Here is a 24,911-nt window from a genome sequence, read left to right as displayed (position 1 = left end):
GGGCTCAGAGGCGGCCGCTGGAAAGGTCTCGGCCGTTGATGGAGGCAGGAACGCAGATTTCGTCACGAGGTGCCTTCGGCAGCGGAAGGACAACGGCTTCAGGTACGACGACCTGCACGTCTTCCGGGTGTTCAACGGCAAACGTCTTCTTCTCCTGCCGGGTCCCCTTCAGTCTGTTCCTGAGCATTTTGAAAAAGTGTCGCATGATAATCTCCCGTCGCGCGAACAAGGGCGTCTGCCCTCACGAAAATGCAAACCCCCCTGTGGCGAATTCGTTCCACGTTTTTCACAGCCTGTTACAGAAAGTTATCGCAGGCATTGGAACAAAATTCCGGCTTGCGTGTTTTTGCCAACCGTTTCTGTGATCTCCTGTCGCAAACGACTTCTGGCCCGGGTGCATGCTGAATGGATGATGACCGCTTGACCGGCCCCTGCCGCCGGCCAATCCGATCAAAAAGAAGCCTCGGTCAGCAGGGCATCAAGGGTAGCTATTGCCGATCGGTCCGGCCGATCGCCTCCGCACTTTTTTTCTGCCCGTTGCTCGTTTCATGCTCCGGCATTCAATCGGCGCTCGATCCCGCCGGGCGCGAGGCGGCGCATGTGGCGACGCTTTTCTTCACCATGCTGATCGGTGGCGCGGTGATATGGCTCGCGGTGGTCGGTCTGCTGTTTTATGCCGCGCGCAAGCGGCGTGTTCATTCGGAAAAGGGTGCCGGTCAGCTCATCCTCTGGGGAGGCGCAATCTTTCCCACCGTCGTGCTGGCAGCACTGCTTGCCTATGCCGTCTGGCTGATGCCGAACATCCGGCCGTGGTTCCAGGGAGAGGCTGGCAGCGTGCGTCGCATCGAGGTCACCGGCGAGCAGTTCTGGTGGCGTGTGAGGTACCTCCGGCAAGACGGCACGGTCGCATTCGAGACGGCGAACGAGGTACGGATTCCGGTCGGGGAGCGTGTCATCTTCTCGCTCAAATCGCCCGACGTCATCCACTCCTTCTGGATTCCCGTGCTTGGCGGCAAGATGGACATGATCCCCGGCCGCGACAACCAGCTCACCCTTATGGCAGAAAAGTCCGGCACCTATCGCGGCGTCTGTGCGGAATTCTGCGGTTCGTCGCATGCGCTGATGGCGTTCACCGTACTCGCCATGGAGCCGCAGGATTTCGAGAATTGGATGGCTGCACGGCAGGTTGCATCCGGCACCGAGGATATGGACGGACTGGCGCTTTTCCTGAAACAGGGCTGTGACGGCTGCCATGCGATCTCCGGAACCGAGGCGCGCGGCACGATCGGGCCGGATCTCACCGCCTTCGGAGAACGTGGCTCGGTCGCAGCCGGCACTCTGGAGAATGTGGAGGAACATATCGCCCGCTTCATCCGCGACCCCGGCGCGATCAAGCCGGAAGCCCGCATGCCGCATTTTTCCATGCTGCCGGATGCCGAGATCGACCGGATCGCCGCTTACCTGAAGGGGCTCAGATGACCGAGGAATTGGGCAATTTCTCGCCTCAGGAGAGGGCCGCTCAGGAAGAACGGCTCCGCAAGGTGTGGGAGACGCCGAAGGGCATCCGTTACTGGACCTCGGTCAACAACAGCCAGATCGGCCTCTGGTACGGCGTCACCGCGTTTGCCTTCATGCTGTTTGCCGGCCTGCTGGCGCTGCTGATGCGGTTGCAGCTTGCAGTGCCGGAGAACGATCTCATCTCCGCCGATCTCTTCAATCAGGCCTTCACGCTGCACGGCACGGTGATGATGTTTCTGTTCGCGGTGCCGATCTTCGAGGCGATCGCGATCTTCCTGCTGCCCTCCATGCTCGGCGCCCGTGAACTGCCGTTCCCGCGGCTTTCGGCCTTCGGTTTCTGGAGTTTTCTCATCGGCGGCATCTTCGTGTGCGGCTCAATCTTCTTCAATGCCGCGCCGAATGCCGGCTGGTTCATGTATCCGCCGCTTGCGACCGACGAGGAATATTCCGGTATCGGCGCGGATATCTGGCTGCTCGGCCTTTCCTTCATCGAAGTGGCCTCGATCGCCGCGGCGGTCGAGATCATCGTCGGCATCATGAAATGCCGGGCGCCCGGCATGCGCATCAATCTGATGCCGATGTTCGCCTGGTATCTGCTGATCGTCGCAGGAATGATCCTCTTCGCCTTTCCCCCGCTGATCGCGGGCGACATCCTGTTCGAGATGGAGCGGATGTTCGACTGGCCCTTCTTCGACGCGGAGAGGGGAGGCGATCCGCTGCTCTGGCAGCACCTCTTCTGGATCTTCGGCCATCCGGAAGTCTACATCATCTTCCTGCCTGCGATCGCGCTGATGGCGATGATCGTCCCGACCTTCTCGCAGCGGCCGATCGTCGGTTATTCGTGGATCGTGCTGGCAGCCGTGGGCACGGGTTTCCTGAGCTTCGGGCTTTGGGTGCATCATATGTTCGCCACCGGCCTGCCGCAGATCTCGCTCGCTTTCTTCTCGGCGGCGTCGGAGGCCGTTGCCATTCCGACCGCCGTGCAGATCTTCGTCTTCATCGCCACGATGCTGGCGGGCCGCGTCATCTTCTCCGTGCCGATGCTGTTCGGCGCCGGCGGGCTGATCATCTTCGTGATCGGCGGGTTGACCGGCGTCATGGTGGCGCTGGTGCCGTTCGACTGGCAGGCACACGACACCTATTTCGTCGTCGCCCATCTGCATTATGTGCTGATCGGCGGCATGCTGTTCCCGGTCGTCGCCGGCATCTATTACTATTTCCCCTTCTTCACCGGAAAGAAGCTCAGCGATTTGTGGGGCAAGGTCGCCTTCTGGCTGATGTTCTCAGGCTTCAACATCGCCTTCTTCCCGATGCATTTCTCCGGCCTGCGCGGCATGCCGCGGCGCGTCTTCACCTATCCGGAAGGGATCGGCTGGGACTGGTTCAACCTGCTTTCTACGGTTGGCGCCTTCATCTTCGCGGCCGGCGTGGCGACCCTCGTGATCGATATTCTCCGCCCGAAGCCCGGGCCTCGGGAGCGCAACCTCAACCCGTGGAATTCCGGCACACTGGAATGGACGAACGACCCGCAAGAAAGCTGGGGCATGCGTTCGGTGCCGATCATCACCAGCCGCTATCCGCTCTGGGACCAGCCGGATCTTCGGCGGAATATCGAGGAAGGGCGTTATTACCTGCCGGATGCGAAATCCGGGGAGCGCGAGACCTTGGTGACCTCCGTGCTCGATGCCGAGCCGATCCAATGTCTGCGGGTGGGCGGCCTTTCCTATGTGACGATTATTGCGGCCATGGCACTCGGCGGCGTTTTCATCGCACTGACGTTTCATTGGTGGATCACGACGATCGTGTTCGCCATCATTACCTTCATCGCGATCATCGTCTGGCTGTGGACCGGCACTGCGCCTATTCCGGAGGCTCCGGAGATCGATGTGGGACTTGGCCTGAAGCTGCCGATCTATGTTTCCGGCCCTGCCTCGGTCGGCTGGTGGGCGATGTTCATCACTATGGTCGGTGACGGCACGGCGTTTGCGAGCCTCGTCTTCGGCTATTTCTTCTACTGGACCATCCACGAGGATTTCACCGCTGTCGTTTCCGGGCCAGGGACCTTCTGGCCGATTGTGGCGCTGGTGCTTTTCGTGGTCGCCTGGGTCCTGACGCTGCTGGCCCGCGAGTTCAACAACAAGGGTGCGATCGGTGCGCGCATGGCGCTGGTTGCGGCTTTTACCGTTACGGTCGCGGCTTCGTTTGCAGGCCTTGCCGGACCTTACGTCCATGGCATGGACCCGACAGCCAACGTTTATCCGGCGACAGTCTGGATTCTGGCGATCTGGACGGTGGCGCACGCAGCAGTCGGCGCGATCATGCAACTCTACTGCCTGGCTCGCAGTTTTGCGGGCAGGATGACTGCCGAATACGACCAGGATATCCGCAATGTCGCGCTTTACTGGCACTTCATGGCGGTGACTGCCGTGGTGACTTTCGGCGTCATCGGCCTTTTCCCGATGGTGAGCGCATGAAGAGCGTCATTCCGCGTGAAGTCGAGAGCTTGTGGACACTGTTTACCGCGCCGACGGTCTGGGCGCTGCATTTCATCGTCTGCTACGCGACCTTTGCGATCTTCTGCGCCAGGGGGCTTGCCTCCGACATTTCGTTCGATACCGTCCGCCTTGCGCTTGCGGTCTTCACCCTGCTGGCGTTGGCGATGATCGTTCTCTCGGCCTATCTCGCCTGGCGGCAATGGGGTTTTGGCTCCGGCGATCCGCCGCATGACGCTCCGACCCGCAAAGATCGCAGATATTTCCAGGGCTTTGCCACGCTGCTGCTGTCCGGCCTCAGCTTCGTGGCTGTCGCCTATATGGCCATCCCGCTGATGTTCATCGCGGAGTGCCAGCCATGAGAAGGAGACAGGCGGATATGGGACGGAAAGCGGTGCCTCTTGCCGATCTCCCCCCTTGTGGGGGAGATGCCCGGCAGGGCAGAGGGGGGTATCTGCCCGGGGAATTGATCTCTCCATCTGCCGCACTGTCGTCACACCCCCCTCTGTCGCCTTCGGCGACATCTCCCCCACAAGGGGGGGGATCGGAGGGAGTTCGCGGTGACGCCATGCCATCCTTCTCGGCGTTCAAGCGTGCAGCATTGATTGTCAGCTCAGTTATGCTGTTCCTGCTCTGGATTGTCCTCCTGCCTTTGGCCGACCGGACATCCTTCTCGGTTCACATGATCGCCCATATGGGCGTGGTCGCGGGCGCCGCGCCGCTGATCGCCATCGCGCTTTCCGGGACGCGTTTCGATTTTACCGCCGGCTGTGCCTGGATGACGCCGCTCATTGCTTCTGTTGCCGAACTCTTCGCCGTGTGGGTCTGGCATGTCCCGGCAATGCGGGCCCTGTCGGAATCCTCCGTCCTTTTCGCGGCCATCGAACAGGCAATCTTCCTAGGCGCAGGACTGGCGCTCTGGCTTTCCTGCCTCGGCGGGACATCGAGCGGACGGGAAGAGCGTCGGCTTTCCGGCACGTTCGGGCTCCTCTTCACCTCCATGCATATGACACTGCTTGGAGCGCTTCTTTCTCTTTCGCCTCGTCCGCTTTACGGTGGCGGGGAGGCAAGCTGTCTGGGCGTGACGCTGACAGCGGCGGCGGATCAGCAGGTCGGCGGGGTGGTCATGCTGCTGGTTGGTGCCGTCGTCTACCTCGCCGGCGGCATTGCCCTGCTTGCCCGGACGCTGGGAGACAATGTGCCAGAGCCGTTGGGGAGGAAAGCTCTATGATGATCCGCTGGAAGCATCTGATTGTCCTGGTCATCGTGCTGCCTGTGCTTGGACTTGTGGTCGCCTGGTCCGGTCTTATGAGCGTCGGGGCGAGCAGCGGCCATTGGGCTGCGACGGACTGGTTCCTGCATTGGGTCATGCGGAATTCCGTCCGCACCGCTGCATTGTCCGTCGAGGCGCCCCCGCTTGACAATCCGGCGCTCCTGCCGCCAGCTGCAGGTCATTTCGAAACGGGCTGCGCCATCTGTCACGGCTCGCCGGCGCAAGGCCGGTCGGATGCGGTGCGCGCCATGCTTCCCCCGCCGCCAGACCTGAAGACCGTGGTACCGACCTGGACCGATGCGCAGCTTTTCGAGATCGTCAAGCATGGCGTGCGCTTCACCGGCATGCCTGCCTGGCCGACGCAAATGCGCGACGACGAGGTCTGGGCGATGGTCGCCTTCCTGCGAAAGCTGCCGGAGATGGACACCAACGCCTATCTGCAGGTCTCCGGCCTGCACGGCATCGGCAATGCGGGCGAGGTTTCGCCGCTGCCGATCACCTGCGAGAGCTGCCACGCGGAAAAGCGGCTTACCAATGACAGCATCATTCCGCGCCTCGCCGGCCAGTCGGAGCCCTATCTGCTCAACAGCCTGCGCGCCTATGCGCAAAGGCAGCGGCCGAGTGGCGTCATGGAGGTGGCGGTCGGCACGTTGGCCGATGAAAGCCTGCCGGAGCTTGCGCGCTATTACGCGAAACAGGCGCGGCCGCCGCGCGCGGTTTCTCCTGCTGATGCGCAGTTGATCGAAAAAGGAAGAGAACTTGCCGAAAAGGGAAGGCCGGCGGACAAGGTTCCCGCCTGCTTCAGCTGTCATGAAAAACCCGGAGGAAATCCCGCCTATCCGCGCATCTCGGGCCAGAACGCCGCCTATATCATGCGTCAGCTCCGGCTCTTCCATGCAGGCGTCCGAGGCGGGTCGTCGTTCAGCCACCTCATGATCGAGGTCGCCAGCAAGCTGAAGGAAGAGGATTTTGCTGCTCTCGCAGCCTTCTTTGCCGGCCGCGAGAGCAGGGTGCCCTGAAGTTTCAGGCCACGCTCTCCTCCCCAGGAGTCCGGAAAACCGGTATCAGACCGGAACGACCATCATGTAGCAGGCTGCGATCACCAGAACGAAACCTGCTGCCTCCACCCATTCCCTGACCATAGACGCCTCCCTCCGCATCGGTGGTAGATGAACGTGAAAGCGGCATTCTAGTTCCATGAAATGGCCATAAACGTGGCGAGATCGTCATAAATGTGAAGCGCTATGGTTAACGACCATCCGCTTCCGCCCTGGCACGGGCCGCTTCGAGGATCGCGCGCACTTCACGGGCAGCCGAATTCTCGATCGCAAACGCTTCTTCAGGGATCACGCCCGGGTCTTCTTCGCTGTCCTTGAAAGTCGCATCATCCCTCAGCCGTTGCAGGAAAGCGGTGATGGTGACTTCGCCGCCGATCATCGCGGCAAGAAGCTCGATCAGCAGTTCGCGGTGGGCGTTCAAGCGCCCCTCCAGCTCCTCCGGCGTCATCGCGGACATAGGTGGCCTCCTCGTCATGTTTTGTTTCCTCATGAAGATAGGGGAGGCTTTTCAGGAGGGAACAATCAGCCCCGCCGAAAGTTGGCCTCCTGAACAAGGACATGGAGAAGACCATGGCGCAAGTCATCAAATCAGGGGCTGACCAGCATGGACGCGATATTCGCGACCGGTTGATCCTGGCCCTCTACGCGCAATTGAAAGCAGAACGTCAGACCCGTGAAGCACTGGAATATGTGATCCGCAACGGAGCACTGGCACCGGAAATCCTGGAAGCCATTGCCGGCGACCCCGTCCCGGTCGCGGCGGCGGAAGATATTGCTGCCGTTGAAAAGGTCATTGCGCTCGATACACGCCGCCGGGCCGCATCCGGCACATCCGAAGGGGAAGACCGGACATGAAACGCTTGATCGCCGCCCTTTCTGTCCTCATGCTCCTGAGTGCCTGTAGCGACAGTGGCGAAAACCAGAACGACCCGATCAACAACACGCCTGCGCAACAGCCGAATGCGACAGCTCCGGCGGACAAGGATTCCACGCCGCAAACCGGTACCGGAGGACAAAGCTCGGCCACCTCACCCTCTGGGACGACGAACACTCCGCCTGCAAATCCTGCGCCTTCGGGATCGAATAACCCGTAATCTCGAAGGCCGAGGGAACGAAATGCTGTGTCGCACCATTGTTCCGCGAATCTTTCATCAGGTGTGGCATGGATACCAAATCGAGCAATATCGTCATTGAGCCGGGCTCCTGGCACCAGCTTGGGGCCAATTTTGATGGCGAGGGCGTCAATTTCGCGATCTTCTCGGCGCATGCGGAACGCGTCGAACTCTGCCTTTATGACGAGAGCGGCAGGATCGAGACTGCGCGTCTCGAACTCCCGGAATATACGCACGAGATCTGGCACGGTTATGTTCCCGGCCTGAAGCCCGGCGCGCTTTACGGCTTTCGTGTCCACGGACCTTACGATCCGGAAAACGGTCACCGCTTCAATCCGAACAAACTGGTCATCGATCCATACGCCCGCGAGCTTGTCGGTGATGTGCAGTGGAACGAGGCGCTTTTCGCTTATGACCTGCAGAATGAAGACAAGGACCTGACGTTTGACGAGCGCGACAGCGCGCCCTTCATGCCGAAATGCCGGGTGATCGATCCGGACGCGTTCGACTGGCAGGATCAGAATCGCCCGAGCATCCCGTGGCCGGCTGCGATCGTCTACGAAACTCACGTCAAGGGGTTTACCCAGCTCAACCCGGCGATCCCGAAAGAGCTCCGCGGCACCTACGAGGGCATGGGCCACAAGGCTTCGGTCGACTACATCAAGAGCCTCGGCATCACGTCGGTCGAACTGATGCCCGTCCATTATTTCCCCGATGATCAGCATCTCCTGGACAAAGGCCTGAAGAACTATTGGGGCTACAACACGCTCGGCTTCTTCGCGCCGGCCCCGTGCTACTACGGTCCGAGAGGGATCCAGGGTCTTCGCGACATGGTGCGGGCCTTCCATGATGCCGGCATCGAGGTGATCCTCGACGTGGTCTACAACCATACGGCGGAAGGCAACGAACTCGGCCCGACGCTCTCCTTCAAGGGTATCGACAACTTTTCCTATTACCGGACCATGCCGGATCAGCATCGCTACTACATCAACGATACGGGCACCGGGAACACGGTGAACACTTCGCATCCGCGCGTATTGCAACTGATCATGGATTCGCTCCGCTATTGGACAGATGCCATGCATGTCGATGGCTTCCGCTTCGACCTCGGCACCATCCTCGGTCGCGAGCCGCAGGGTTTCGACCAGCGCGGCGGCTTCTTCGACGCGATGACGCAGGACCCGATGCTGTGGAAGGTGAAGCTGATCGGCGAGCCCTGGGATATCGGTCCCGGCGGCTATCAGGTCGGCGGCTTTCCGCCCGGCTGGTCAGAGTGGAACGACAAGTATCGCGATACCGTGCGGGAATACTGGAAAGGGACCAATGTCTCGACCGATTTCGCTGCCCGCCTGCTTGGCTCCGGCGATCTCTACGACCAGCGCGGCCGCCGGCCCTGGGCGAGCGTCAACTTCATCGCCGCCCATGACGGCTTCACGCTCAACGATCTCGTCTCCTACAACGAAAAGCACAACGAGGCGAACGGCGAGGACAACAACGACGGCCATAACGACAATCACAGCTACAATTACGGAGCCGAAGGCCCGACCGACGACGAGGCGATCAACGCGATCCGCGAGCGTCAGAAGCGCAATTTCCTCGCGACGCTCTTCTTTTCGCACGGTACGCCGATGCTGCTTGCCGGCGACGAGTTTGGCCGCAGCCAGATGGGCAATAACAACGGCTATTGCCAGGACAACGAGATTTCCTGGGTGCACTGGGAGAACTTGCCGGAGACCTGCGAAGAACTGCGGGAGTTTACGCGTTGCCTGATCAAGTTGCGCCAGGAGCAGCCGTTGCTGAGGCGTGAAAACTGGCGCGACGGCATGGAGGTGAACTGGTTCAATGCCGGCGGCGGCGAGCAGAAGCCCGAGCATTGGGATGACGGCACGACACTCGGCCTGCATATCGGCCGGGAGGATCTCAAGGGGCAGGAAGGCATCTGGCACGACGTCCTGCTGCTCTTCAACCCGTTCGAAGGAAATGTTCCCTTCCGCATCCCGCAATTCGGCGAGGGCGGCTGGGTGCTGGAACTCACCACGTCCGATCTTTCCAAGCGCGGCCTGGTGATCACCAAGGAAAAGGATTTCGAGCTCGAAGGCCGCAGTCTGGCGCTCTTTCGCAGACCGTGAGGCTCGTCAAGAATCTCTCAGGTGGCATGATCTCGATAGACCAGATGCGTGATGTCGCTTGACGTGCCGGCGATCAACGCACGGAGCGGAAAGGGCTTCAGGTCATATTCGTCAAGCGTGCTTGCCGTGGGGCGAATCCAGCGGAATTCCAGGTCGTTGGAACCGTCGCGACAACGGTGGACGACCTCATTTTCGTGGAAAGGCAGGGGGCGGAGTAGTTCGGTCTCGTAATAGAAGCCGACTTCATGGACCGTCCGCCCCTCCAGGGTGAAGAAGTTCTCGATGACAAAGCGCAACGGACCGATGGCTGCCCGGGATCCGATTTCCTCCTCGATTTCCCGCGCCAGCGTTTCCGTCGTTGCTTCCTGAAACTCCACGCGACCGCCCGGAAGCGACCAGAAGGGCTCAGTCGTTCCCCGGTGGATGAGAAGATGTCCATTGGAGCGGATGAGCGCTGCGGTTCGAAACTGGAAACGCGAACGCCCAGAGTCCATTACAATCATGGTGCGTGTCGGATTGTCCATCGGAAGGCCTGTCGGAAGCAAATCTGCGTTGCAGCGGACGATCCGCTATCCGATTCTTCAGCTGGCGACAAACGCCGGGCGGTCCGGACAGATCGTTCAGAGCGTGGCGCGACGTATCTCGCTCGCCGGAACCCGCCCTGATTTGCGGGCCAGGCTGGCATAGACGGCAGCATATTGGCGGGCGCTTCGTTCCCAGGAGAATTTTGCTTTCATCCCCTGGTTCTGCAAACGAGCCCACATTTTCGGATCGGCATAGGTTTGCAGGGCGCGGCGAAGCGCCAGGCGCAACCCGTCCGTCGTGACCGGATGAAACTGGAAGCCTGTTGCCACGCGGGCCGACATTGCTGCATCATTGGCGTCGATGATGGTCTCCGAGAGCCCGCCGGTTCGCGAGACGACCGGCACGCAGCCGTAGCGCAGGGCATAGAGCTGGGTGAGGCCGCACGGCTCGAAGCGGGACGGCTGCACGATCGCATCCGAGCCGCCGTGGATCAGATGCGCCGTCGGCTCGTCATAACCGATATGGACGGCCATGCGGCCGGGAAAACGCGAGGCAGTGTCCAGAAGCGCCTGTTCGATCTCGCGGTCGCCCTGGCCGAACACGATCACCTTGCCGCCGTTGTGAATCACCTCGTCGGCGGTTTCGGCGAGCATGTCGATACCCTTCTGCCAGGTGAACCGACTCACTGCGGAAAAGACCGGACCGACGCCCGACGGGTCGAGGCGGAATCTCTCCAGCAGAACGGCGCGATTCTCGCGTTTGCGGCGCAGGCTGTTGATGTCGTAGTTGCGCGGCAGGTGCGGATCCGTCGATGGATCCCAAACATCGAGATCGATGCCGTTGACGATGCCGCGCAGGACCGAGACGCGTTCGTTCAGAACGCCGTTCATGCCCATGCCGAAGCGTGGCGTGAGGATTTCGCGCGCATAGGTCGGGCTGACGGTGGTGATCGCGTCGGCTGTCTGCAGCCCGCCCTTCAGGAAGCTGATGTCCCCGAAATATTCCATCCGATCCATGGAATATGCTTCCGGGGGCAGTCCGAGTTTGTCGAGCAGGCTCGCGGGATATTGGCCCTGGAAGGCCAGGTTGTGGATCGTCAGCACGACCGGCGTCGAGCAGCCCCGTTCCCGCATGTAGACGGAGGCGAGCGCCGATTGCCAGTCGTGGGTATGGACGAGATCGGGACGCCAGCCGGGCAGGACGCCGCCGGCGATTTCCGCCGCGGCCAGCGAAAGAGCGGCAAACCGCTTCCAGTTGTCGGGATGGTCGATGCCCCGTTCATCGACATAGGGACCACCCGGACGGTCATAGAGAGTGGGCGCGTCGAGCACGAAAAGGCTGAGGCCCTCGATGCGGGTGTGCAGGAGCGAGGCCTTTTCGCCCAGCAGGCTGTCGAAGGCTACGAGCGGCACGGCGCTTTGCAATTGCCGCATCACATTCGGATATCCGGGGATCAACGACGTCGTTTCTATGCCGAGCGGGGCGAGCGCTTTGGGCAGGGAACCTGTCACATCCGCCAGGCCGCCCGTCTTTACGAATGGAAAGATCTCGGAGGTGACCGAAAGCACCCTCATTTGCGGCAGCACCCGCGTTTCCTCGACCGGGGTGACCACGCTCCCAGACATGGCGTGCTGATCGCGGTGCGTATTGCCGAGGGGGGCGTGAGCGTTCATCATGTCTGCCTCCGCCGTGGGCCGTTTGCACCCCTCGGAACATTTCGGCCATGGCCAACGTTCCCTGCCGGGTTCGGTGTCGGGCGGAGTTCAGACGCAACTGTCATCTCAATCTTCCAAGGCAAGAAAATACGCTCTCGCGACAATGCCAATCGCCGCGATTGATGAAACTGGTCTTGATGTATACGATCCGGGCGGCGTTATTGGCCGGCCGGCACCTTCTTGGAGCGCTTTTTCGCCGGTTCGACCGCTGCCGGAATAGCTGCGGGGGTCTTCGAGGTCGTCTTGGCAGCAGTCCCTGTCGATGCCGGCTTCGATGGGGCCGTCTTCGTGACAGTCTTTGGAGCTTTCGGCGCTGCTGCCTTTGGAGCCTTTACGACTGCGGCTGCCTTCTTACGGGGACTTGCCATTGGTGGTGTGTTCGAGGCGGTCGGCTTGAGCGTCGCATGCTCCAGCTTCGCCCTTTCCCAATGCTCCCGATCCTTACCGGAAGGGTAGCCTTCCTCTTCCCACAAAGCGTATGCCCGTCTCTTGATCCAATCTTCCTCGGATTCCGCCATTATCGTCTCCATTCGACCGAACGCCCCAACGTGTGCAGCGCAAAAAAGTTCCATCGTCCAAACGAAAAATTGCACCCTGGCCAGCAGAGCAGGGCCATGAACTCAAAAATCGGCCCCGGGGGGTATTTTCTGGCAATTGGGGGTATGTTTGTCGCCGCCGGGAAGGAGCGCATCCAAATCAAAGGTACTGCGATATAATCCCTCATGCAACTGCTCGGGTCCATATTATAAGCGCCGTTCGATCTGCGTCCTATTATCACACCGGCATTCCGCTCCGGACATGGCAAATGCTCATCTCGTTCCGCCTGGGGTGAGCAAAAGCCCAGCTTTGACCGGGCTTTTGCTCAGGGAACGGGGCTATGCGGCCTTTGCCGGCGCCCCGTTCATCGAAGGCCTCAGGCGGCCTTCTGAGCCGCCATGTTCACGGCGGATTTGGCGAGACTGGTCAAGGCCTCGTCCGTCTTGCTTTCCTCGGCGAGCGTTTCCTCCAGCAGCTTCACAGCCTCCTTGAGGCCAAGCTGCTGGGCCCAGGTGCGCAGCGTACCATAACGGCTGATTTCGTAATGCTCGACCGCCTGTGCGGCAGCGAGCAGGCCAGCGTCAAGCGCAGGATTGCCCTTGAACTCGTCGAGGATTTCTTCGCCCTCTTCGATGATGCCGTCAATTGCCGGGCAGGTCTTGCCCTGGGCCCGCTTGCCGATGATCTCGAAGACCTGTTTCAGGCGATCGATCTGGCCTTCAGTCTCATCGCGGTGTTTCTCGAAAGCGGCCTTCAGCTTTTCATCCCGGGCGCCGCGCGCCATCTTCGGAAGAGCCTTCACGATCTGGCGTTCGGCATAGTAGATGTCTTTCAGGGTTTCATGGAAAAGGTCGTCGAGGGTCTTGCTGGCCATTGCTCTCTCCTTGGGTTTTATAGGTGTTGGGTGAAAAGGTATTGCGAGGCATCTAACGACGAGGTGCCTCGAAGGTTCCTGTTCCAGTCAGCGGCTGTGCGGATGAGGTTCGCGGCCGCCCGGCGGCTTGTCGTAGAGACGTTCTATCGCCTCTTCCTGCTGCTCTTTTTCGCGGTCCGTCAGGCGACGGCGCTGTAACAGCGCATAGGCGATCGCAGCGCCGAGAAGGATCGGCCCGATCGCCACGACTATGAACCAGAAGTTATCGGCCATTGCTTTCTCCTTGTCCGGGGAACTTGTCGCCTATGTCGGGAAAACTGCCGGTTGCTGCAAAGGTTCCGGAAATCGTCGTCATCCTTGCCACCAGCGCAACACCTCGTCCGTATCGGCGAGCCGGAGCTGGTTCGAAAAACGCCTGCCGAAAAGGGCGAGGGATGCGTCATGCGTCTCGTCGGAGGTGCTGCAGATTGCATCTTTGACGAGAATGATCGCATAGCCGAGGTCCACGGCGCCGAGAATGGCGGCAAGGACGCAGACATCCGTCTCCCCGCCGGAGATGATCAGCGTGGTGACGCCCTGGCCTCGAAGGAAATGATGAAGCCGGTTGTCGAACCAGGGCGAGTAGACCATCTTGTCGAAGACGATTGCGGGAGGAGCCAGTGCCCTCAGCTCCGGAAGAATGTCGACCATCTCGTCGCCGAGTTCGCCGCGCGTCATCATCGGCCATTTCTCGTAATAGTCGCGCCAACTCCCCTGGGCTTCGGCAGGCGTTGTCGGGGGGACGAAGCGAGTGAAGATCGTGCCTGCAGGAAAGGCTCCGGCAATCATCGCGACCGGTTGGCGCACGCGCTGCATCCATGGAATATTCCAGGGCGTGTCTTCCGCGAACATGCGCTGCATGTCGACGCAAAGATGCCGGCAGTGATGCGGGTCCTCCATGTCTTCCTCAGCTTCCATGCTTGTCAGGACAGAAAACTTCCACGGTGGTCAGGAACAGAAAAGCGGCGGCAAAAGTTCCACCGCCGATGATGGAACCGGGCTTGACCGAGAACGTTGCGAAAAGCAGCAGATGCGATGTCTCAAGGGAGAGAGAGATGCAGGAAAAGCTGAAGATCTACCGGCTGGTGCCGAACGCCGCTTCCGATGACCCGAACTGGCAGAATTCGCCGCCGCACGGCGAGGTGGTGGTCCGGGCCAGAACCGCGGGTGATGCGCGCCTCGTCGCGAGTGCGGCGGAGCTCGATTTTACCGAGATCGACGCTTCACCTTCGGAAGGTAACTCGACCGAAATGGCAAGCGCCTTCCGCAACGAAAAGCTCTATACGGTGATCGAGGACGGGAGCGGGCGTTATGAGGCGGAGGGCCCGAGAGGTGTCGTGGCAGGCCGGGTGCGCACCGACAATCTGATCTCGACCCAGCTTTGAGACGCGCTTCAGCCGGCAGGGCTGCCCATCTTTTCGTTGAGCGCCTTCTGCAGTTCGCGCGCCAGTTCGAGCAGACGATCGGGGACTTCTTCCTTCTCGATTTCGGCGAGCAGGACCGAGACCCGGCGGTTCACGCGCTTTCCCATCCTGACTTCCTGTTCCGCAACCGGAGTGTTTTGCTTCGCCATCCCGACCTCTGACGTAACCAATATCGGCAAACTCGCGCCGAAAGAATGTCCGCCTCGCCGATAATTCTGCTATCGCTCTCCTTACCGCAATATGGTCGACTTGGGGTATCCCGAAAAAGTCACAGGGATGGATGAAATACCGACACAAATGAAATAAGGCGACTTCCTATCACGGAAGACGCCCGAATTGTTCCATACGGATTTTACTGTTGTCTAGTGTTTTGGCGGTTTTGGTGTGCCGGCCGGGATGGAGGTCACCGTGGTCGAAACGGGGTCGCTTGCCGGAAACGTGTCTTCCAGCCCCTCGTTGAGCTGTTCCTCCAGCTCCCTGGTTTCGTGCTTTGAACGTGCGGAGCGCTCGGTCGTCTTCTTGTCCCCTTCGTTCCGTGAAGCGTTCTGGCTGCTGCTGGTGCTCATGGGAATGCCCTCCTGTGCAGGTGTCTGAAGCAAACGGTTTCTCTTGGATGTTTGTTCCGGAACCAAGCCGTATCGTGCGGGTTATCGCGGAAAAGAAGGAGTCCTGCCGTGGCGCCGCGTGTATTCTGGAAAGGTTATCTGAAGCTCTCGCTCGTCACCTGCCGGGTGACGATGACGCCCGCCGTTTCCGAAGGCGCCAAGGTGCGCTTCCACAACGTCAATCGAAAGACCCACAACCGTGTCCTCAGCCAGTATGTGGATGCGGATACCGGCGAAGCGGTCGAAGACGACGATCAGGTGAAGGGTTATCCCAAGGGTGAGGACGACTACGTGCTTTTCGAGGACGACGAGCTCGATGACGTCGGACTTGAGAGCACGCGCACGATCGACATCGAGACCTTCGTGCCGGCCAATTCGATCGGCTGGATATGGTATGACCGGCCGCATTATCTCGCTCCGGACGACGAGGTGAGCGCAGAGGCCTTTGCCGTCATCCGCGAGGCGATGGCGAAGACCAAAACGGGCGGCGTCGCCCGGCTTGTCATGTACCGCCGCGAGCGGGCCGTGCTTCTCTTGCCGAAGGACAAGGGGATCGTTGTCTGGACGCTTCGCTACGGCGACGAGGTGCGCGACGCCGACGATTATGCGGCCGAGATGCCAAAGGAAAAGCCGGGCGCCAAGCATCTGGCGATGATGGAAAAGATCATCGAAGAGCGCACCGAAGCGTGGAAGCCTTCGATGGTAGACGATCCGGTGCAGGACCGGCTGCTCGACATCATCGCCGAGCGCAGGAAAGGCCGCAAGACGAAGAAGCGTACCCAGGAGAAGTCGCCGGAGCGGCCGAGCAATGTCATCGACATCACGGCGGCGCTCAAGAAGAGCCTTGAGGCAGAACGGAAATCGCCTCGGAAGTGAATCGTCTCCGGAATATTTGAGGATGTGCGTGCTGCGGGCGCCCGGATGTCCTGCTGACGGGGCTATCGCATGCCGAACCCATGCGACTCGAACGATTGGGATATCCACGAACTTGCATTGTCCGTCTTTAGCATGTTTACTGCCCACGCATCTCTCTGGGGCAGGGGTTCCAGCGGTATGCAGGCGGCCGGGATGTGTGGAGACTCCCGGCCGTTCTTCACTTGCGGGGAGAGGGTCGCCGAGCGAGGCGAAAGCCGGGAGGGGCAAAACCCGCATATGCGATTGCCCTGCTCTTGAACGGATGCCGTATCGTTCCGGCTTTGCAGCTATCTCTTCTTCACCTTGAATTCGATCGGCGCTTCCGCCTTGCGGAAATCAGCCCAGGGATCGCTCGCCTGCCGGGCAATCCGCGTCGGGGTGTTGTTGACCGTGAAATAGTTGGGGCCGATCACGCCGCCGAGCTCGTCCCAGGCGAGCGGCATGGAGACGGGCGCGCCCGGCCGCGCGCGGGTGGAATAGGGAGCGACCGCGGTGTTGCCCCGGCCGTTGCGCAGGTAGTCGATCAGGATCTTGCCCTTGCGTTTCGACTTGGTGATGGTCGAGACGTATTTGTCCGGGTCGTCACCGGCCATGCCGTCGGCGAGCGCCTTCATCGCAGCCTTTACCTCAGGCCATTCCGCCTCGGGCTTCACGGGGGCGACGACGTGCAGCCCCTTGCCACCGGACGTTTTGACGAAGGGCGCGAGGCCCATGTCCTCAAAGCGCCGTTTCACCTCGTGGGCCGCGGCGATGATCTCCGTCCACGAAACGCCTTCACCGGGATCGAGGTCGATATTGACCATATCCGGCTTTTCCCAATCGTTGAGCGATGCCCCCCAGGGATGGACTTCCAGTGTCCCGCCCTGCACGAGCCCGAGCAGCCCGTCGAGGTCGCGGATGGAGATATATTCCTCGCTCGGGTCGGCGGGATCCTTCACCAGAACCACATTTTTCGTCATGCCTTTCCAGGCGTGCTTCTGGAAAAACAGCGGTTTGGTAATTCCGTCCGGCCCGCGAACGAGCGCCAGCGGCCGGTTGACGACGAAAGGCGCCATCAGCCGCCAGACCTCGGTATAATAGTCCGCAAGTCCGGCCTTGGTCACCCCGGCATCCGGCCAGTACACCCGATCCGGATGGGTGAGATTGACCGTCCGCTTGGGCGGTTTCGGTTCTTCCGCAGCATTCACAGGCCCGCCCTCCCGGACGATATCCTTCGGATCCTTGTCTTCCCTCAGACCTCTGAAAGAGGCGTGGCGGATATGGGCATCCGCCGTCCAGCCGCGAAACTCGACTTCCGCCACCAGTTCCGGTCTGACGAAGACGGCATCCTTTTTTTCCACTGCCGCGAGCTTTTCGTCAAATTGGCTCTTGTCGCTTCGAATGCCGTTGAGCCGCTTGAAGAGCGATTGTGCCACGGTATTCGAATAGCCCGTGCCGACGCGGCCGGCATGACGAAGCTTTCCCTTCTCATAATAACCCATGACCAGCGAACCGATCGCCTTGCGGTTGACGGAGGAAGGAACGTAACCCGCAACCACGAATTCCTGCCTTGCCGAGCATTTCGATTTGACCCAATCGCGCCCGCGACCGGGGCGGTAAGGGGCATCGGCGATTTTCGAAATGATGCCCTCCAGGCTCAGCCGGCAGGCATGTTTCAGCACCAGCGCGCCCTCGTCGCTGAAATGCTCGCTGTAGCGCAGCACCGAGCCGCTGTCGGCGAAAAGTGTTTCAAGCGCTTCCTTGCGCCTGAGCAGGGTTGCGCCGGTCAGGTCATAACCATCGAGATGAAGAAGGTCGAAGGCATAGAAGGTGAAGTGATCGGTGTGGCCCTCGCTGAGAGCCTGCTGGAGCAGCGAGAAATCCGTCGCGCCGGAGCCTGCTTCGACCGCGACCTCGCCGTCGATGATGGCCTCGGAGACCGGAAGCTTCGCGAATGCCGCAACGATCTGCTTGCCGAACTTGTGGGTCCAGTCGAGGCCGGTTCGGGTGAGCAGCGTCACCTCGCCGTTTTCGATATGTGCCTGAAGCCGATAGCCGTCGATCTTGATCTCGTGGACCCAGCGTTTTCCGGAAGGGGCGCTTTTGACCAGCGTCGCAAGCTGCGGTTCGATGAAATCCGGCAGCTTGGCCTTCTTCGCCCCCCGGATCTTCGAAACCGCGATGTCCGTGCCTTGCGGGTCTGGATCGGTCGGGAGCTTCGTTTTCGAGCGCGCCTTTTTTGCCGGCCGCTTCCTGCCCCAGACCTCTTCGATCGTCTTGCCGGTTTTCACGGAAAGCGGCATTTCTTCGAGAATGTCAGGGTCGCCTTCGTCGCGGGCGAATTCGTCTTCGCCTTTGATCAGCAGCCAGTTTTCGCGTTTCTCACCTTGCCTCTGCCCCATGCGGACGAGGTGCCAGCGGCCTTCCAGCTTCTCGCCTTTCAATTCGAATTCCATGTGGCCTTTCCGGTAGGCCTTGTGCGGATCCCCGATCGGCTCCCAGGCCCCACGATCCCAGAGCAGCACCGCGCCGGCGCCGTAATTGCCTTCCGGGATCATGCCCTCGAAGCCGCCATAGTCGAGCGGGTGGTCTTCCACATGGACCGCAAGGCGCTTTTCGCCGGGCACGAGGCTCGGACCGCGGGTCACGGCCCAGCTTTTCAGCACGCCATCCATTTCCAGCCGGAAATCGTAATGCAGCCTGGTCGCGTCGTGCTTCTGGATCACGAAACTGTTGCCGGCCGCCTTTGTCTTGCGGGTGCGAGATACCCTTCCTGTTGGTTCGGGAGAAACCTTGAAGTTGCGCTTCTGGTGGTAGGTTTCAAGCGCCATGATCAGCCGACCTTTCTCTGCTGGGTGGTCGTCTTACGCGAGGTTGCCCTGGAGGCGGTCTTCTTGGCGGTCGTCTTCTTCCGCGTGGCGGGAGCGCCGGCGCTCTGGCGGAGCGCGTCAAGCAGGTTCGACACTTTCTTGACCTCCGGCTTGGGCTTCTTCTTCAGCTTGCGGCCTTCGATCTTCGCTCTGACGAGTTCGGCGAGGGCCGCCTCGTATCGGTCGTCGAATTCGGTCGGGTCGAATTTTCCGCGCTTGGTGTCGATGATGTGCCCGGCAAGGTCCAGCATTTCACCCTCGATCTTGAAGTCCTTGATATCGGAGAAGATTTCCTTGGCGGATCGCACCTCGTATTCATAGTTGAGCGTGCTGGCGATCATGCCGCTTTCGCTCGGACGGATGAGCAGCGTCCGCAGGCGCCGGAAGAGAACCGTGCGGGCCAGTGCTGCGACGCTCTTTTCTTCCAGCGCCTTGCGGATCAGCGCAAAGACCTCGGCGGACGGCCTGTCCACCGGCATCAGATAATAGGGGCGGTCGAGATAGATTGTGTCCACCCCATCGCAGGGGATGAAGGTTTCGAGTTCGAGCGTCTTGTCGCTTTCGGGTACCGCCGCCTTCACTTCGTCCGGTTCGAGGAAGACGTATTCGCCGCTTGAAATTTCGTAGCCCTTGACGATGTCGTCGCTTTCCACCGGCTTGCCGGTGTCGGCATCGATCATCTGGCGGTGGACACGGTTGCCGGTCTCACGGTTGATAATATGGAAACTGACGCGGTCGGATGTGGAGGCGGCCGTATAAAGCCCTACCTGGCAGCTCAGTTCCCCGATTTTGAGATAACCTTTCCAGTTCGCACGCGGTGCCACGATCATAACTCCGTGAAAAACCTATCAACCGGCCTGCCGGCCGCTTTGTTCCGTCATCGGTATGAACAGGCCGTTCATCTTGGGGGAACCAAATGCGCAAGGCGCGCGTTTGCCACCAAAATCCCCGCCCATCGAGACTTCGGAGAGGTAGGCAACGGTGTCTGAATCACAGTTGAATGGTGATCTTGCACGTGCAGACATAGTGAGGCTCATTCCGGCTCTCCGCGCATTTGCCCGTACCTTCTGCCGCAATCCCACCGATGCAGACGATCTGGTGCAGGAAACGCTGATGAAGGCGCTCGCCAATCTCGACAAGTTCGAGCCGGGCACCAAGCTGAAGAGCTGGCTCTTCACGATCATGCGCAACACGTTCTACACGCGCGCCAAGGTGCTGGGACGCGAGGCGCCGGGAATCGAGGAGAACGTTTCGGGCGATACGGCCGTAGCCGCATCGCAGGAAATGGCCGCGCGGGCGAGGGAGGTGCAGCGGGCGCTCCAGAAACTGCCGCCGCATTATCGCGAGGTGCTGACGCTGGTGGCGATTCTCGGCGAAAGCTATGAGACAGCGGCCGAAATCTGCGATTGCGCCGTCGGTACGGTCAAAAGCCGGCTCAACCGGGCCCGGCACCAGATCCTGCAGGAATTGGGCGAAGAGACGACCTAAGCCATCAGGCCGGGTCCTGGTCCAATTCCGGATAGTGCCGGAATATGCCCGAGTCGTTGAATGCGAGCCGGCGCTTCGAATTGACATAAGCCTCGATATTGGGACGCCTGCGGACGAGGTCGCGCAGCTTCGCGACATCCGGATAGTCCCTGTCGAAGTTCCGCATGGCACGGGGAAAGGCGTAGGCGAGCCCTTCGGCGATCTGGAAGAGCGATAGATCGGCATAGCTCAGGGCGTCACCGACGGTGTGACCGTTCTTTGCCGGGTTCACCTGGATGACGTGGTTGAAATAGCCCAGAAATTTCGGCACCCGATGCCTCAGGAAGGCCTGCGTGCGGGCCTTCGCCTCTTCCTTCTGATCCTCGTAATAGTCTGTGGTGCTGATCGGATGGTGGGTGTCATGTGCTTCCGCGACAAAATCCGTCAGGGTAAGCTGAAGGCCATGGATGAAGATGCGGCTTTTCTCCTCCTTGGGCACGAGGTTCAGCTTCGGCCCGAGATAATGGAGGATATTTGCCACATGCGAGACGACGATATCGCCGTCCTTCAGGAAGGGAGGTGCAAAAGGCATCGCCAGATACCCTTGCTTGCCATGCAGGTAGGCCATCATCGCCGACATGCCGTGGCTCGATCGGGCGACATCCACATATTTGGCACCGGCCTCTTCCAAGGCCAGCCGCACGAATTCGCCGCGCCCCTGGAGGCCGTCCCAGTAATAAAGTTCGTAAGCCATGATCACTCCAGAAAATCGGCAATTTTCCTCAAGTCCTCGATAAAGCGGGCACGGTTGAGCTCCGCATCCGCCCGATCCCGGCTCCTCAGCAGGGCCGAGGGGTGAATCGTCACAAGCATAGGCACACCGTTCGGCGAATTCAGGATCTGGCCGCGGTCACGCATGACTTTCGCCTGTCTGCCCAGCAGAGAATAGAGCGCAGTCGCGCCAAGCGCCACTACCAGTGCCGGTTGATGAGGCGCAATTCCGCCGCCAGCCACCAGGCGCAGGCCTGCACCTCTCCGGTATTCGGTTTTGAATGGATGCGCCGCTTGCCACGCGGCGTGAATTTGAAATGTTTCACTGCATTGGTGACGTAACACAGGTCGCGATCGATGCCGGCTTCATCGAGGCAACGGTCGAGCAGCTTGCCGGCGGGGCCGACGAAAGGCTGTCCGGCCTGATCTTCCCTGTCGCCCGGCTGTTCGCCGACGAAAAGAACCTTCGCTCTTGCCGGCCCGTTTCCGAAGACGAGATGAGTGGCGCTCTTGTAGAGATCGCAACGGGTGCAGCTTTCCGCCTCTTCCCTGACCCTGGAAATGCTTGAGCCTTCTGCACCGGTTGTCTCGAAGGCGGGGCCCTTGCGCGACGTCAACATGGCGGAACTCCCTTCATGGGCGCCAAACCAGTTCGATGTCCGGCGGTTCCGGAAGTTGTCGGAAAAGGTTGTCCAATATCCATTGGAACTTTTGCGCAAAACCCGTGTTGAAAGCGCGAAGGTGCCGCAGAGTTCCCGCGCACCTCGCTTTATTGTTTTCAGGGACAGGATTTCACTATGGCCGTTAAGATTACCGCGATCCTCTTCACGCTGATCGGGATCGCGCTGGCTGTCGGGGGTGGGCAATTGGTGCTGCTCGACGGAAGCGCCTATTATCTGATTTGCGGTCTCGGTTTCATATTGACCGCCGTTCTTCTGTTTCTCAGGCTTGCTATCGCCCTCAGGGTCTATGCCGTCCTCATACTCGCCTCGCTCGTCTGGGCGGTCTGGGAGGTCGGGTTCGACTGGTGGCAACTCGGTCCGCGCGGTGGCGTCATCATTCTGCTGGGTATCTGGCTGCTGACGCCCTGGATCCGCAGGCCGCTCGGTTTTTCAAGCCCGACCGGCATGCGTTACGGCGCAAGCAGCACGCCGCTGGCGCTTGCGGTCGTCATCGCCATCGCGGTGGCGATCTTCTCGATGTTCATCGATCCGCTGGATCAGAGTGGCGAGCTGCCGGAGCAGTCCGTCGCCGCAGCCCCCGCAATGGGGGGCGACGTGCCGCCCGGCGAATGGCACCAGTACGGCCGCACCCCCTACGGCCAGCGTTATTCGCCGCTCGACCAGATCAATGTCGAGAACGTCGCGAATCTCCAGGAGGTCTGGCGCTACCGGACGGGCGACGTGAAGCGGCCGGACGATGTGGGCGAAACGACCTATCAGGTGACGCCGCTGAAGGTCGCCAACACGCTTTACCTCTGCACGCCGCACAATCTGGCGATTGCGCTCGATGCGACGACCGGTCAGGAGAAATGGAAATACGATCCGAATTCCGGCATGAACCCTGACCGCCAGCACCAGACCTGCCGCGGCGTCAGCTATTATCGAGACCAGGCGGCTCCCGGTACACCCTGCGCCGAACGGGTTTACCTGCCCACCTCGGATGCGCGGCTGATCGCGCTCGATGCGGCAAACGGTGAGGTCTGCGCGTCCTTCGCAGACAACGGCACGCTGCATCTCGAAACCGGCATGCAGTACAATCCCGCCGGCTATTATTACTCGACCTCGCCGCCGGCGATCGCGGGCAACAAGATCATCATCGGCGGGGCGGTCAACGACAACTATTCAACACAGGAACAGTCCGGCGTCATCCGCGCCTATGACGTGAATACGGGGCAGCTCATCTGGAACTGGGATTCCGGCAACCCCACCCAGACGCAGCCGCTCCAGCCGGGGCAAACCTACACGACCAATTCGCCGAACAGCTGGTCCGTCTTCAGTATCGACGAGGAACTCGGCCTCGTCTATATCCCGCTCGGCAACCAGGTGCCCGACCAGCTCGGCATGGGGCGGAGCGAAAACGTCGAGAAATACTCCTCCTCGATCGTGGCCCTCGACCTGAATACCGGCGCAGATCGCTGGGTGCGCCAGACGGTGCATCACGATCTCTGGGACATGGACGTTCCCGCCCAGCCGGTGCTCCTCAATCTCACCATGCCGGACAATACGGTCGTGCCGGCGCTGGTCGGGCCGACCAAACAGGGCGACATCTATGTTCTCGACCGGCGTACGGGGGAGCCGATCATTCCGGTCACCGAGGAGCCGGCACCGGGCGGTGCCATCCCCGAAGATCACACCGCGCCAACGCAGCCGACCTCGGCACTGACCTTCAAGCCGCAGCCGCTGCGAGAAAAGGATATGTGGGGCATCACCATGTTCGACCAGATGGTGTGCCGTATCCGGTATCACCAGTACAACTACGAGGGCCGCTATACGCCGCCCTCGCTCAAAGGCACGATCGTCTATCCCGGCAATTTCGGCACGTTCAACTGGGGCAGCGTCGCGGTCGATCCGGAACGGCAGGTGATGTTCGGCATGCCGACCTATCTCGCCTTCACCTCGCGGCTCGTGCCGCGCGCGGAAATCCCGCCGAAGGGACAGGACGAGAAGGGCAGCGAGCAGGGGCTCAACCGCAACGAGGGCGCGCCCTACGGCGTCTATATGGGGCCGTTCCTGGGACCTTTGCAGATTCCCTGCCAGGCGCCGCCCTGGGGTTACGTGGCAGGCGCCGATCTGCGCACGGGCAAGATCGCCTACATGCACCGCAACGGCACGGTCTACGACATGACGCCGCTGCCGCTGCCCTTCAAGGTCGGCGTGCCCGGCATCGGCGGGCCGATGATCACCAAGGGCGGCGTCGCCTTTCTCGGTGCAGCCGTCGACAATTATCTGCGTGCCTATAACCTCACCAATGGCCGGGAACTGTGGAAGGCACGGCTTCCGGCCGGTGGCCAGGCTACGCCGATGACCTACGCGATCGACGACGGCCGGCAATTGGTGGTGATGGTCGCGGGCGGCCACGGTTCGGTCGGCACCAAGCCCGGCGATTACGTGATCGCCTACGCGCTGCCGCGCTGATCGTTGTTCGGTTCCCTCTGAGGGGCGGGCCGCCACGAGGCGATGGATGGGGTGCGACGATCACTCCACCCCCCGACCTTCGATCCGATCCTTCTCCTCGAGGATTGGGCAAGCCGGTTACAGCGGCCTTGGCGCGTCATTGAAGAAGGAGGGAGCAATAGAGCGAATCTCGTTGCGAACCGTCGTGACGCCGGGTACGCCGCGGGCCACCTCTTCGGCCCGGCTGATTTCCTCCGGAACCTGGACCACGCCCCCGAGCGTCACCTCGCCGCCTTGCACCGTCACGGTCACGTCGCTTGCGTCGACGCCACCGGCCGAAGCCAGTGCATCGGCGACCGCGCTTTCAAGCACCGCACGCGGCGGAAACTCCGTCTCCACTTCGGCGGTCGTCTCATGAAAATGCTGGTGTTTGAAGACCATCTGTCGTTCTCCCGTTTCCGATGGGAAAACAACGTTTGTCCCGGCGAATTG

Annotated in this window: 26 protein-coding genes and 1 pseudogene; 12 read left to right on the top strand and 15 right to left on the bottom strand. The window is 60.8% G+C overall.

Annotated features, from left to right (window positions below):
- Positions 1–4: 4 nt before the first annotated feature.
- Positions 5–205, bottom strand: coding sequence for a hypothetical protein (locus tag QEO92_RS17770; protein ID WP_037152610.1), 201 nt, complete (start codon positions 203–205; stop codon positions 5–7).
- 200 nt (positions 206–405) lie between these two features.
- Here QEO92_RS17770 and coxB point away from each other — a divergent pair, with 200 nt between their 5' ends.
- The 5 genes from coxB (at position 406) to QEO92_RS17745 (ending at position 6,302) form a co-directional block, all read left to right on the top strand.
- On the top strand, positions 406–1,479 hold the full coding sequence (gene coxB / locus QEO92_RS17765; protein WP_227703903.1) for a cytochrome c oxidase subunit II: 1,074 nt from the start codon (positions 406–408) through the stop codon (positions 1,477–1,479).
- Complete coding sequence (gene ctaD, locus QEO92_RS17760) at positions 1,476–3,992, top strand: cytochrome c oxidase subunit I (RefSeq protein ID WP_227703902.1); 2,517 nt, start codon at positions 1,476–1,478, stop codon at positions 3,990–3,992. The genes coxB and ctaD overlap by 4 nt, the downstream gene beginning before the upstream one ends.
- Positions 3,989–4,372 (top strand): hypothetical protein, encoded by a 384-nt coding sequence (locus QEO92_RS17755; protein WP_037152605.1) that lies wholly within the window; start codon positions 3,989–3,991, stop codon positions 4,370–4,372. Before ctaD ends, QEO92_RS17755 begins: the two co-directional genes overlap by 4 nt.
- 206 nt (positions 4,373–4,578) lie before the next feature.
- The gene (locus tag QEO92_RS17750; protein WP_227703901.1) at positions 4,579–5,241 is read left to right on the top strand and encodes a cytochrome c oxidase assembly protein; all 663 of its coding nucleotides are present in this window, start codon (positions 4,579–4,581) and stop codon (positions 5,239–5,241) included.
- Complete coding sequence (locus tag QEO92_RS17745; RefSeq protein ID WP_227703900.1) at positions 5,238–6,302, top strand: c-type cytochrome; 1,065 nt, start codon at positions 5,238–5,240, stop codon at positions 6,300–6,302. Before QEO92_RS17750 ends, QEO92_RS17745 begins: the two co-directional genes overlap by 4 nt.
- Before the next feature lie 229 nt (positions 6,303–6,531).
- Here QEO92_RS17745 and QEO92_RS17740 read toward each other — a convergent pair whose 3' ends face one another.
- Entirely contained in the window at positions 6,532–6,798 is a 267-nt protein-coding gene (locus tag QEO92_RS17740) for a hypothetical protein (RefSeq protein WP_227703899.1), read from the bottom strand.
- A 113-nt stretch (positions 6,799–6,911) separates the two neighbouring features.
- Here QEO92_RS17740 and QEO92_RS17735 point away from each other — a divergent pair, with 113 nt between their 5' ends.
- The 3 genes from QEO92_RS17735 (at position 6,912) to glgX (ending at position 9,582) form a co-directional block, all read left to right on the top strand.
- Positions 6,912–7,196 carry a hypothetical protein gene (locus tag QEO92_RS17735; protein WP_227703898.1) on the top strand — a complete coding sequence of 95 codons (285 nt, stop codon included), beginning with the start codon at positions 6,912–6,914 and terminating at the stop codon, positions 7,194–7,196.
- The gene (locus QEO92_RS17730; protein ID WP_280107457.1) at positions 7,193–7,435 is read left to right on the top strand and encodes a putative periplasmic lipoprotein; all 243 of its coding nucleotides are present in this window, start codon (positions 7,193–7,195) and stop codon (positions 7,433–7,435) included. The genes QEO92_RS17735 and QEO92_RS17730 overlap by 4 nt, the downstream gene beginning before the upstream one ends.
- A gap of 68 nt (positions 7,436–7,503) precedes the next feature.
- Complete coding sequence (gene glgX / locus QEO92_RS17725) at positions 7,504–9,582, top strand: glycogen debranching protein GlgX (protein WP_227703897.1); 2,079 nt, start codon at positions 7,504–7,506, stop codon at positions 9,580–9,582.
- A 17-nt stretch (positions 9,583–9,599) separates the two neighbouring features.
- Here glgX and QEO92_RS17720 read toward each other — a convergent pair whose 3' ends face one another.
- From QEO92_RS17720 to QEO92_RS17695, 6 genes are all read right to left on the bottom strand, one after another.
- Positions 9,600–10,085 carry an NUDIX hydrolase gene (locus tag QEO92_RS17720; protein ID WP_227703896.1) on the bottom strand — a complete coding sequence of 162 codons (486 nt, stop codon included), beginning with the start codon at positions 10,083–10,085 and terminating at the stop codon, positions 9,600–9,602.
- Between the two features lie 117 nt (positions 10,086–10,202).
- Positions 10,203–11,681 (bottom strand): glycogen synthase GlgA, encoded by a 1,479-nt coding sequence (gene glgA / locus QEO92_RS17715; RefSeq protein ID WP_227705203.1) that lies wholly within the window; start codon positions 11,679–11,681, stop codon positions 10,203–10,205.
- Positions 11,682–11,980: 299 nt separating this feature from the next.
- Entirely contained in the window at positions 11,981–12,340 is a 360-nt protein-coding gene (locus tag QEO92_RS17710; RefSeq protein ID WP_037154741.1) for a DUF2934 domain-containing protein, read from the bottom strand.
- 395 nt (positions 12,341–12,735) lie between these two features.
- Positions 12,736–13,233, bottom strand: coding sequence for a YciE/YciF ferroxidase family protein (locus QEO92_RS17705; RefSeq protein WP_227703895.1), 498 nt, complete (start codon positions 13,231–13,233; stop codon positions 12,736–12,738).
- 87 nt (positions 13,234–13,320) lie between these two features.
- Complete coding sequence (locus QEO92_RS17700; RefSeq protein ID WP_037154736.1) at positions 13,321–13,506, bottom strand: hypothetical protein; 186 nt, start codon at positions 13,504–13,506, stop codon at positions 13,321–13,323.
- A 78-nt stretch (positions 13,507–13,584) separates the two neighbouring features.
- The gene (locus QEO92_RS17695) at positions 13,585–14,172 is read right to left on the bottom strand and encodes a cysteine hydrolase family protein (protein WP_037154762.1); all 588 of its coding nucleotides are present in this window, start codon (positions 14,170–14,172) and stop codon (positions 13,585–13,587) included.
- A 155-nt stretch (positions 14,173–14,327) separates the two neighbouring features.
- Between QEO92_RS17695 and QEO92_RS17690 the strand changes: the two genes are divergently transcribed.
- A complete protein-coding gene (locus QEO92_RS17690) occupies positions 14,328–14,657 on the top strand; it encodes a hypothetical protein (protein ID WP_037154734.1) in 330 nt (109 codons plus the stop codon).
- Positions 14,658–14,665: 8 nt separating this feature from the next.
- On the opposite strand, the gene QEO92_RS17685 is transcribed toward QEO92_RS17690, so the two are convergent.
- Together QEO92_RS17685 and QEO92_RS17680 are read right to left on the bottom strand one after the other, a co-directional pair.
- A complete protein-coding gene (locus tag QEO92_RS17685) occupies positions 14,666–14,845 on the bottom strand; it encodes a hypothetical protein (RefSeq protein WP_227705277.1) in 180 nt (59 codons plus the stop codon).
- A 213-nt stretch (positions 14,846–15,058) separates the two neighbouring features.
- On the bottom strand, positions 15,059–15,262 hold the full coding sequence (locus tag QEO92_RS17680; RefSeq protein WP_227705276.1) for a hypothetical protein: 204 nt from the start codon (positions 15,260–15,262) through the stop codon (positions 15,059–15,061).
- 108 nt (positions 15,263–15,370) lie between these two features.
- On the opposite strand from QEO92_RS17680, the gene ku (QEO92_RS17675) reads away from it, so the two are divergent.
- Positions 15,371–16,177 carry a non-homologous end joining protein Ku gene (gene ku / locus QEO92_RS17675; RefSeq protein WP_227703894.1) on the top strand — a complete coding sequence of 269 codons (807 nt, stop codon included), beginning with the start codon at positions 15,371–15,373 and terminating at the stop codon, positions 16,175–16,177.
- Between the two features lie 326 nt (positions 16,178–16,503).
- Here the strand turns inward: ku (QEO92_RS17675) and ligD are convergent, their stop codons facing one another.
- A complete protein-coding gene (gene ligD, locus QEO92_RS17670) occupies positions 16,504–19,026 on the bottom strand; it encodes a DNA ligase D (RefSeq protein WP_227703893.1) in 2,523 nt (840 codons plus the stop codon).
- 2 nt (positions 19,027–19,028) lie between these two features.
- Positions 19,029–19,895 carry a non-homologous end joining protein Ku gene (ku, locus tag QEO92_RS17665; protein WP_227703892.1) on the bottom strand — a complete coding sequence of 289 codons (867 nt, stop codon included), beginning with the start codon at positions 19,893–19,895 and terminating at the stop codon, positions 19,029–19,031.
- A 151-nt stretch (positions 19,896–20,046) separates the two neighbouring features.
- Here ku (QEO92_RS17665) and QEO92_RS17660 point away from each other — a divergent pair, with 151 nt between their 5' ends.
- Positions 20,047–20,553, top strand: coding sequence for a sigma-70 family RNA polymerase sigma factor (locus QEO92_RS17660; protein ID WP_227703891.1), 507 nt, complete (start codon positions 20,047–20,049; stop codon positions 20,551–20,553).
- Between the two features lie 4 nt (positions 20,554–20,557).
- Here QEO92_RS17660 and QEO92_RS17655 read toward each other — a convergent pair whose 3' ends face one another.
- Entirely contained in the window at positions 20,558–21,286 is a 729-nt protein-coding gene (locus tag QEO92_RS17655) for a glutathione S-transferase (protein ID WP_227703890.1), read from the bottom strand.
- Positions 21,287–21,288: 2 nt separating this feature from the next.
- A pseudogene (locus QEO92_RS17650) lies at positions 21,289–21,923 on the bottom strand (UdgX family uracil-DNA binding protein).
- Positions 21,924–22,100: 177 nt separating this feature from the next.
- Here QEO92_RS17650 and QEO92_RS17645 point away from each other — a divergent pair.
- A complete protein-coding gene (locus QEO92_RS17645; protein ID WP_227703889.1) occupies positions 22,101–24,440 on the top strand; it encodes a glucose/quinate/shikimate family membrane-bound PQQ-dependent dehydrogenase in 2,340 nt (779 codons plus the stop codon).
- A gap of 117 nt (positions 24,441–24,557) precedes the next feature.
- Here QEO92_RS17645 and QEO92_RS17640 read toward each other — a convergent pair whose 3' ends face one another.
- On the bottom strand, positions 24,558–24,860 hold the full coding sequence (locus QEO92_RS17640) for a BON domain-containing protein (protein ID WP_227703888.1): 303 nt from the start codon (positions 24,858–24,860) through the stop codon (positions 24,558–24,560).
- Between the last annotated feature and the right edge of the window lie 51 nt (positions 24,861–24,911).

Source organism: Neorhizobium petrolearium (assembly GCF_029854435.1).
Classification (GTDB): Bacteria; Pseudomonadota; Alphaproteobacteria; order Rhizobiales; family Rhizobiaceae; genus Neorhizobium; species Neorhizobium petrolearium.
The sequence above is the reverse complement of the archived record's forward strand: the minus strand, read 5'-3'. Positions and strand labels throughout refer to the sequence as shown.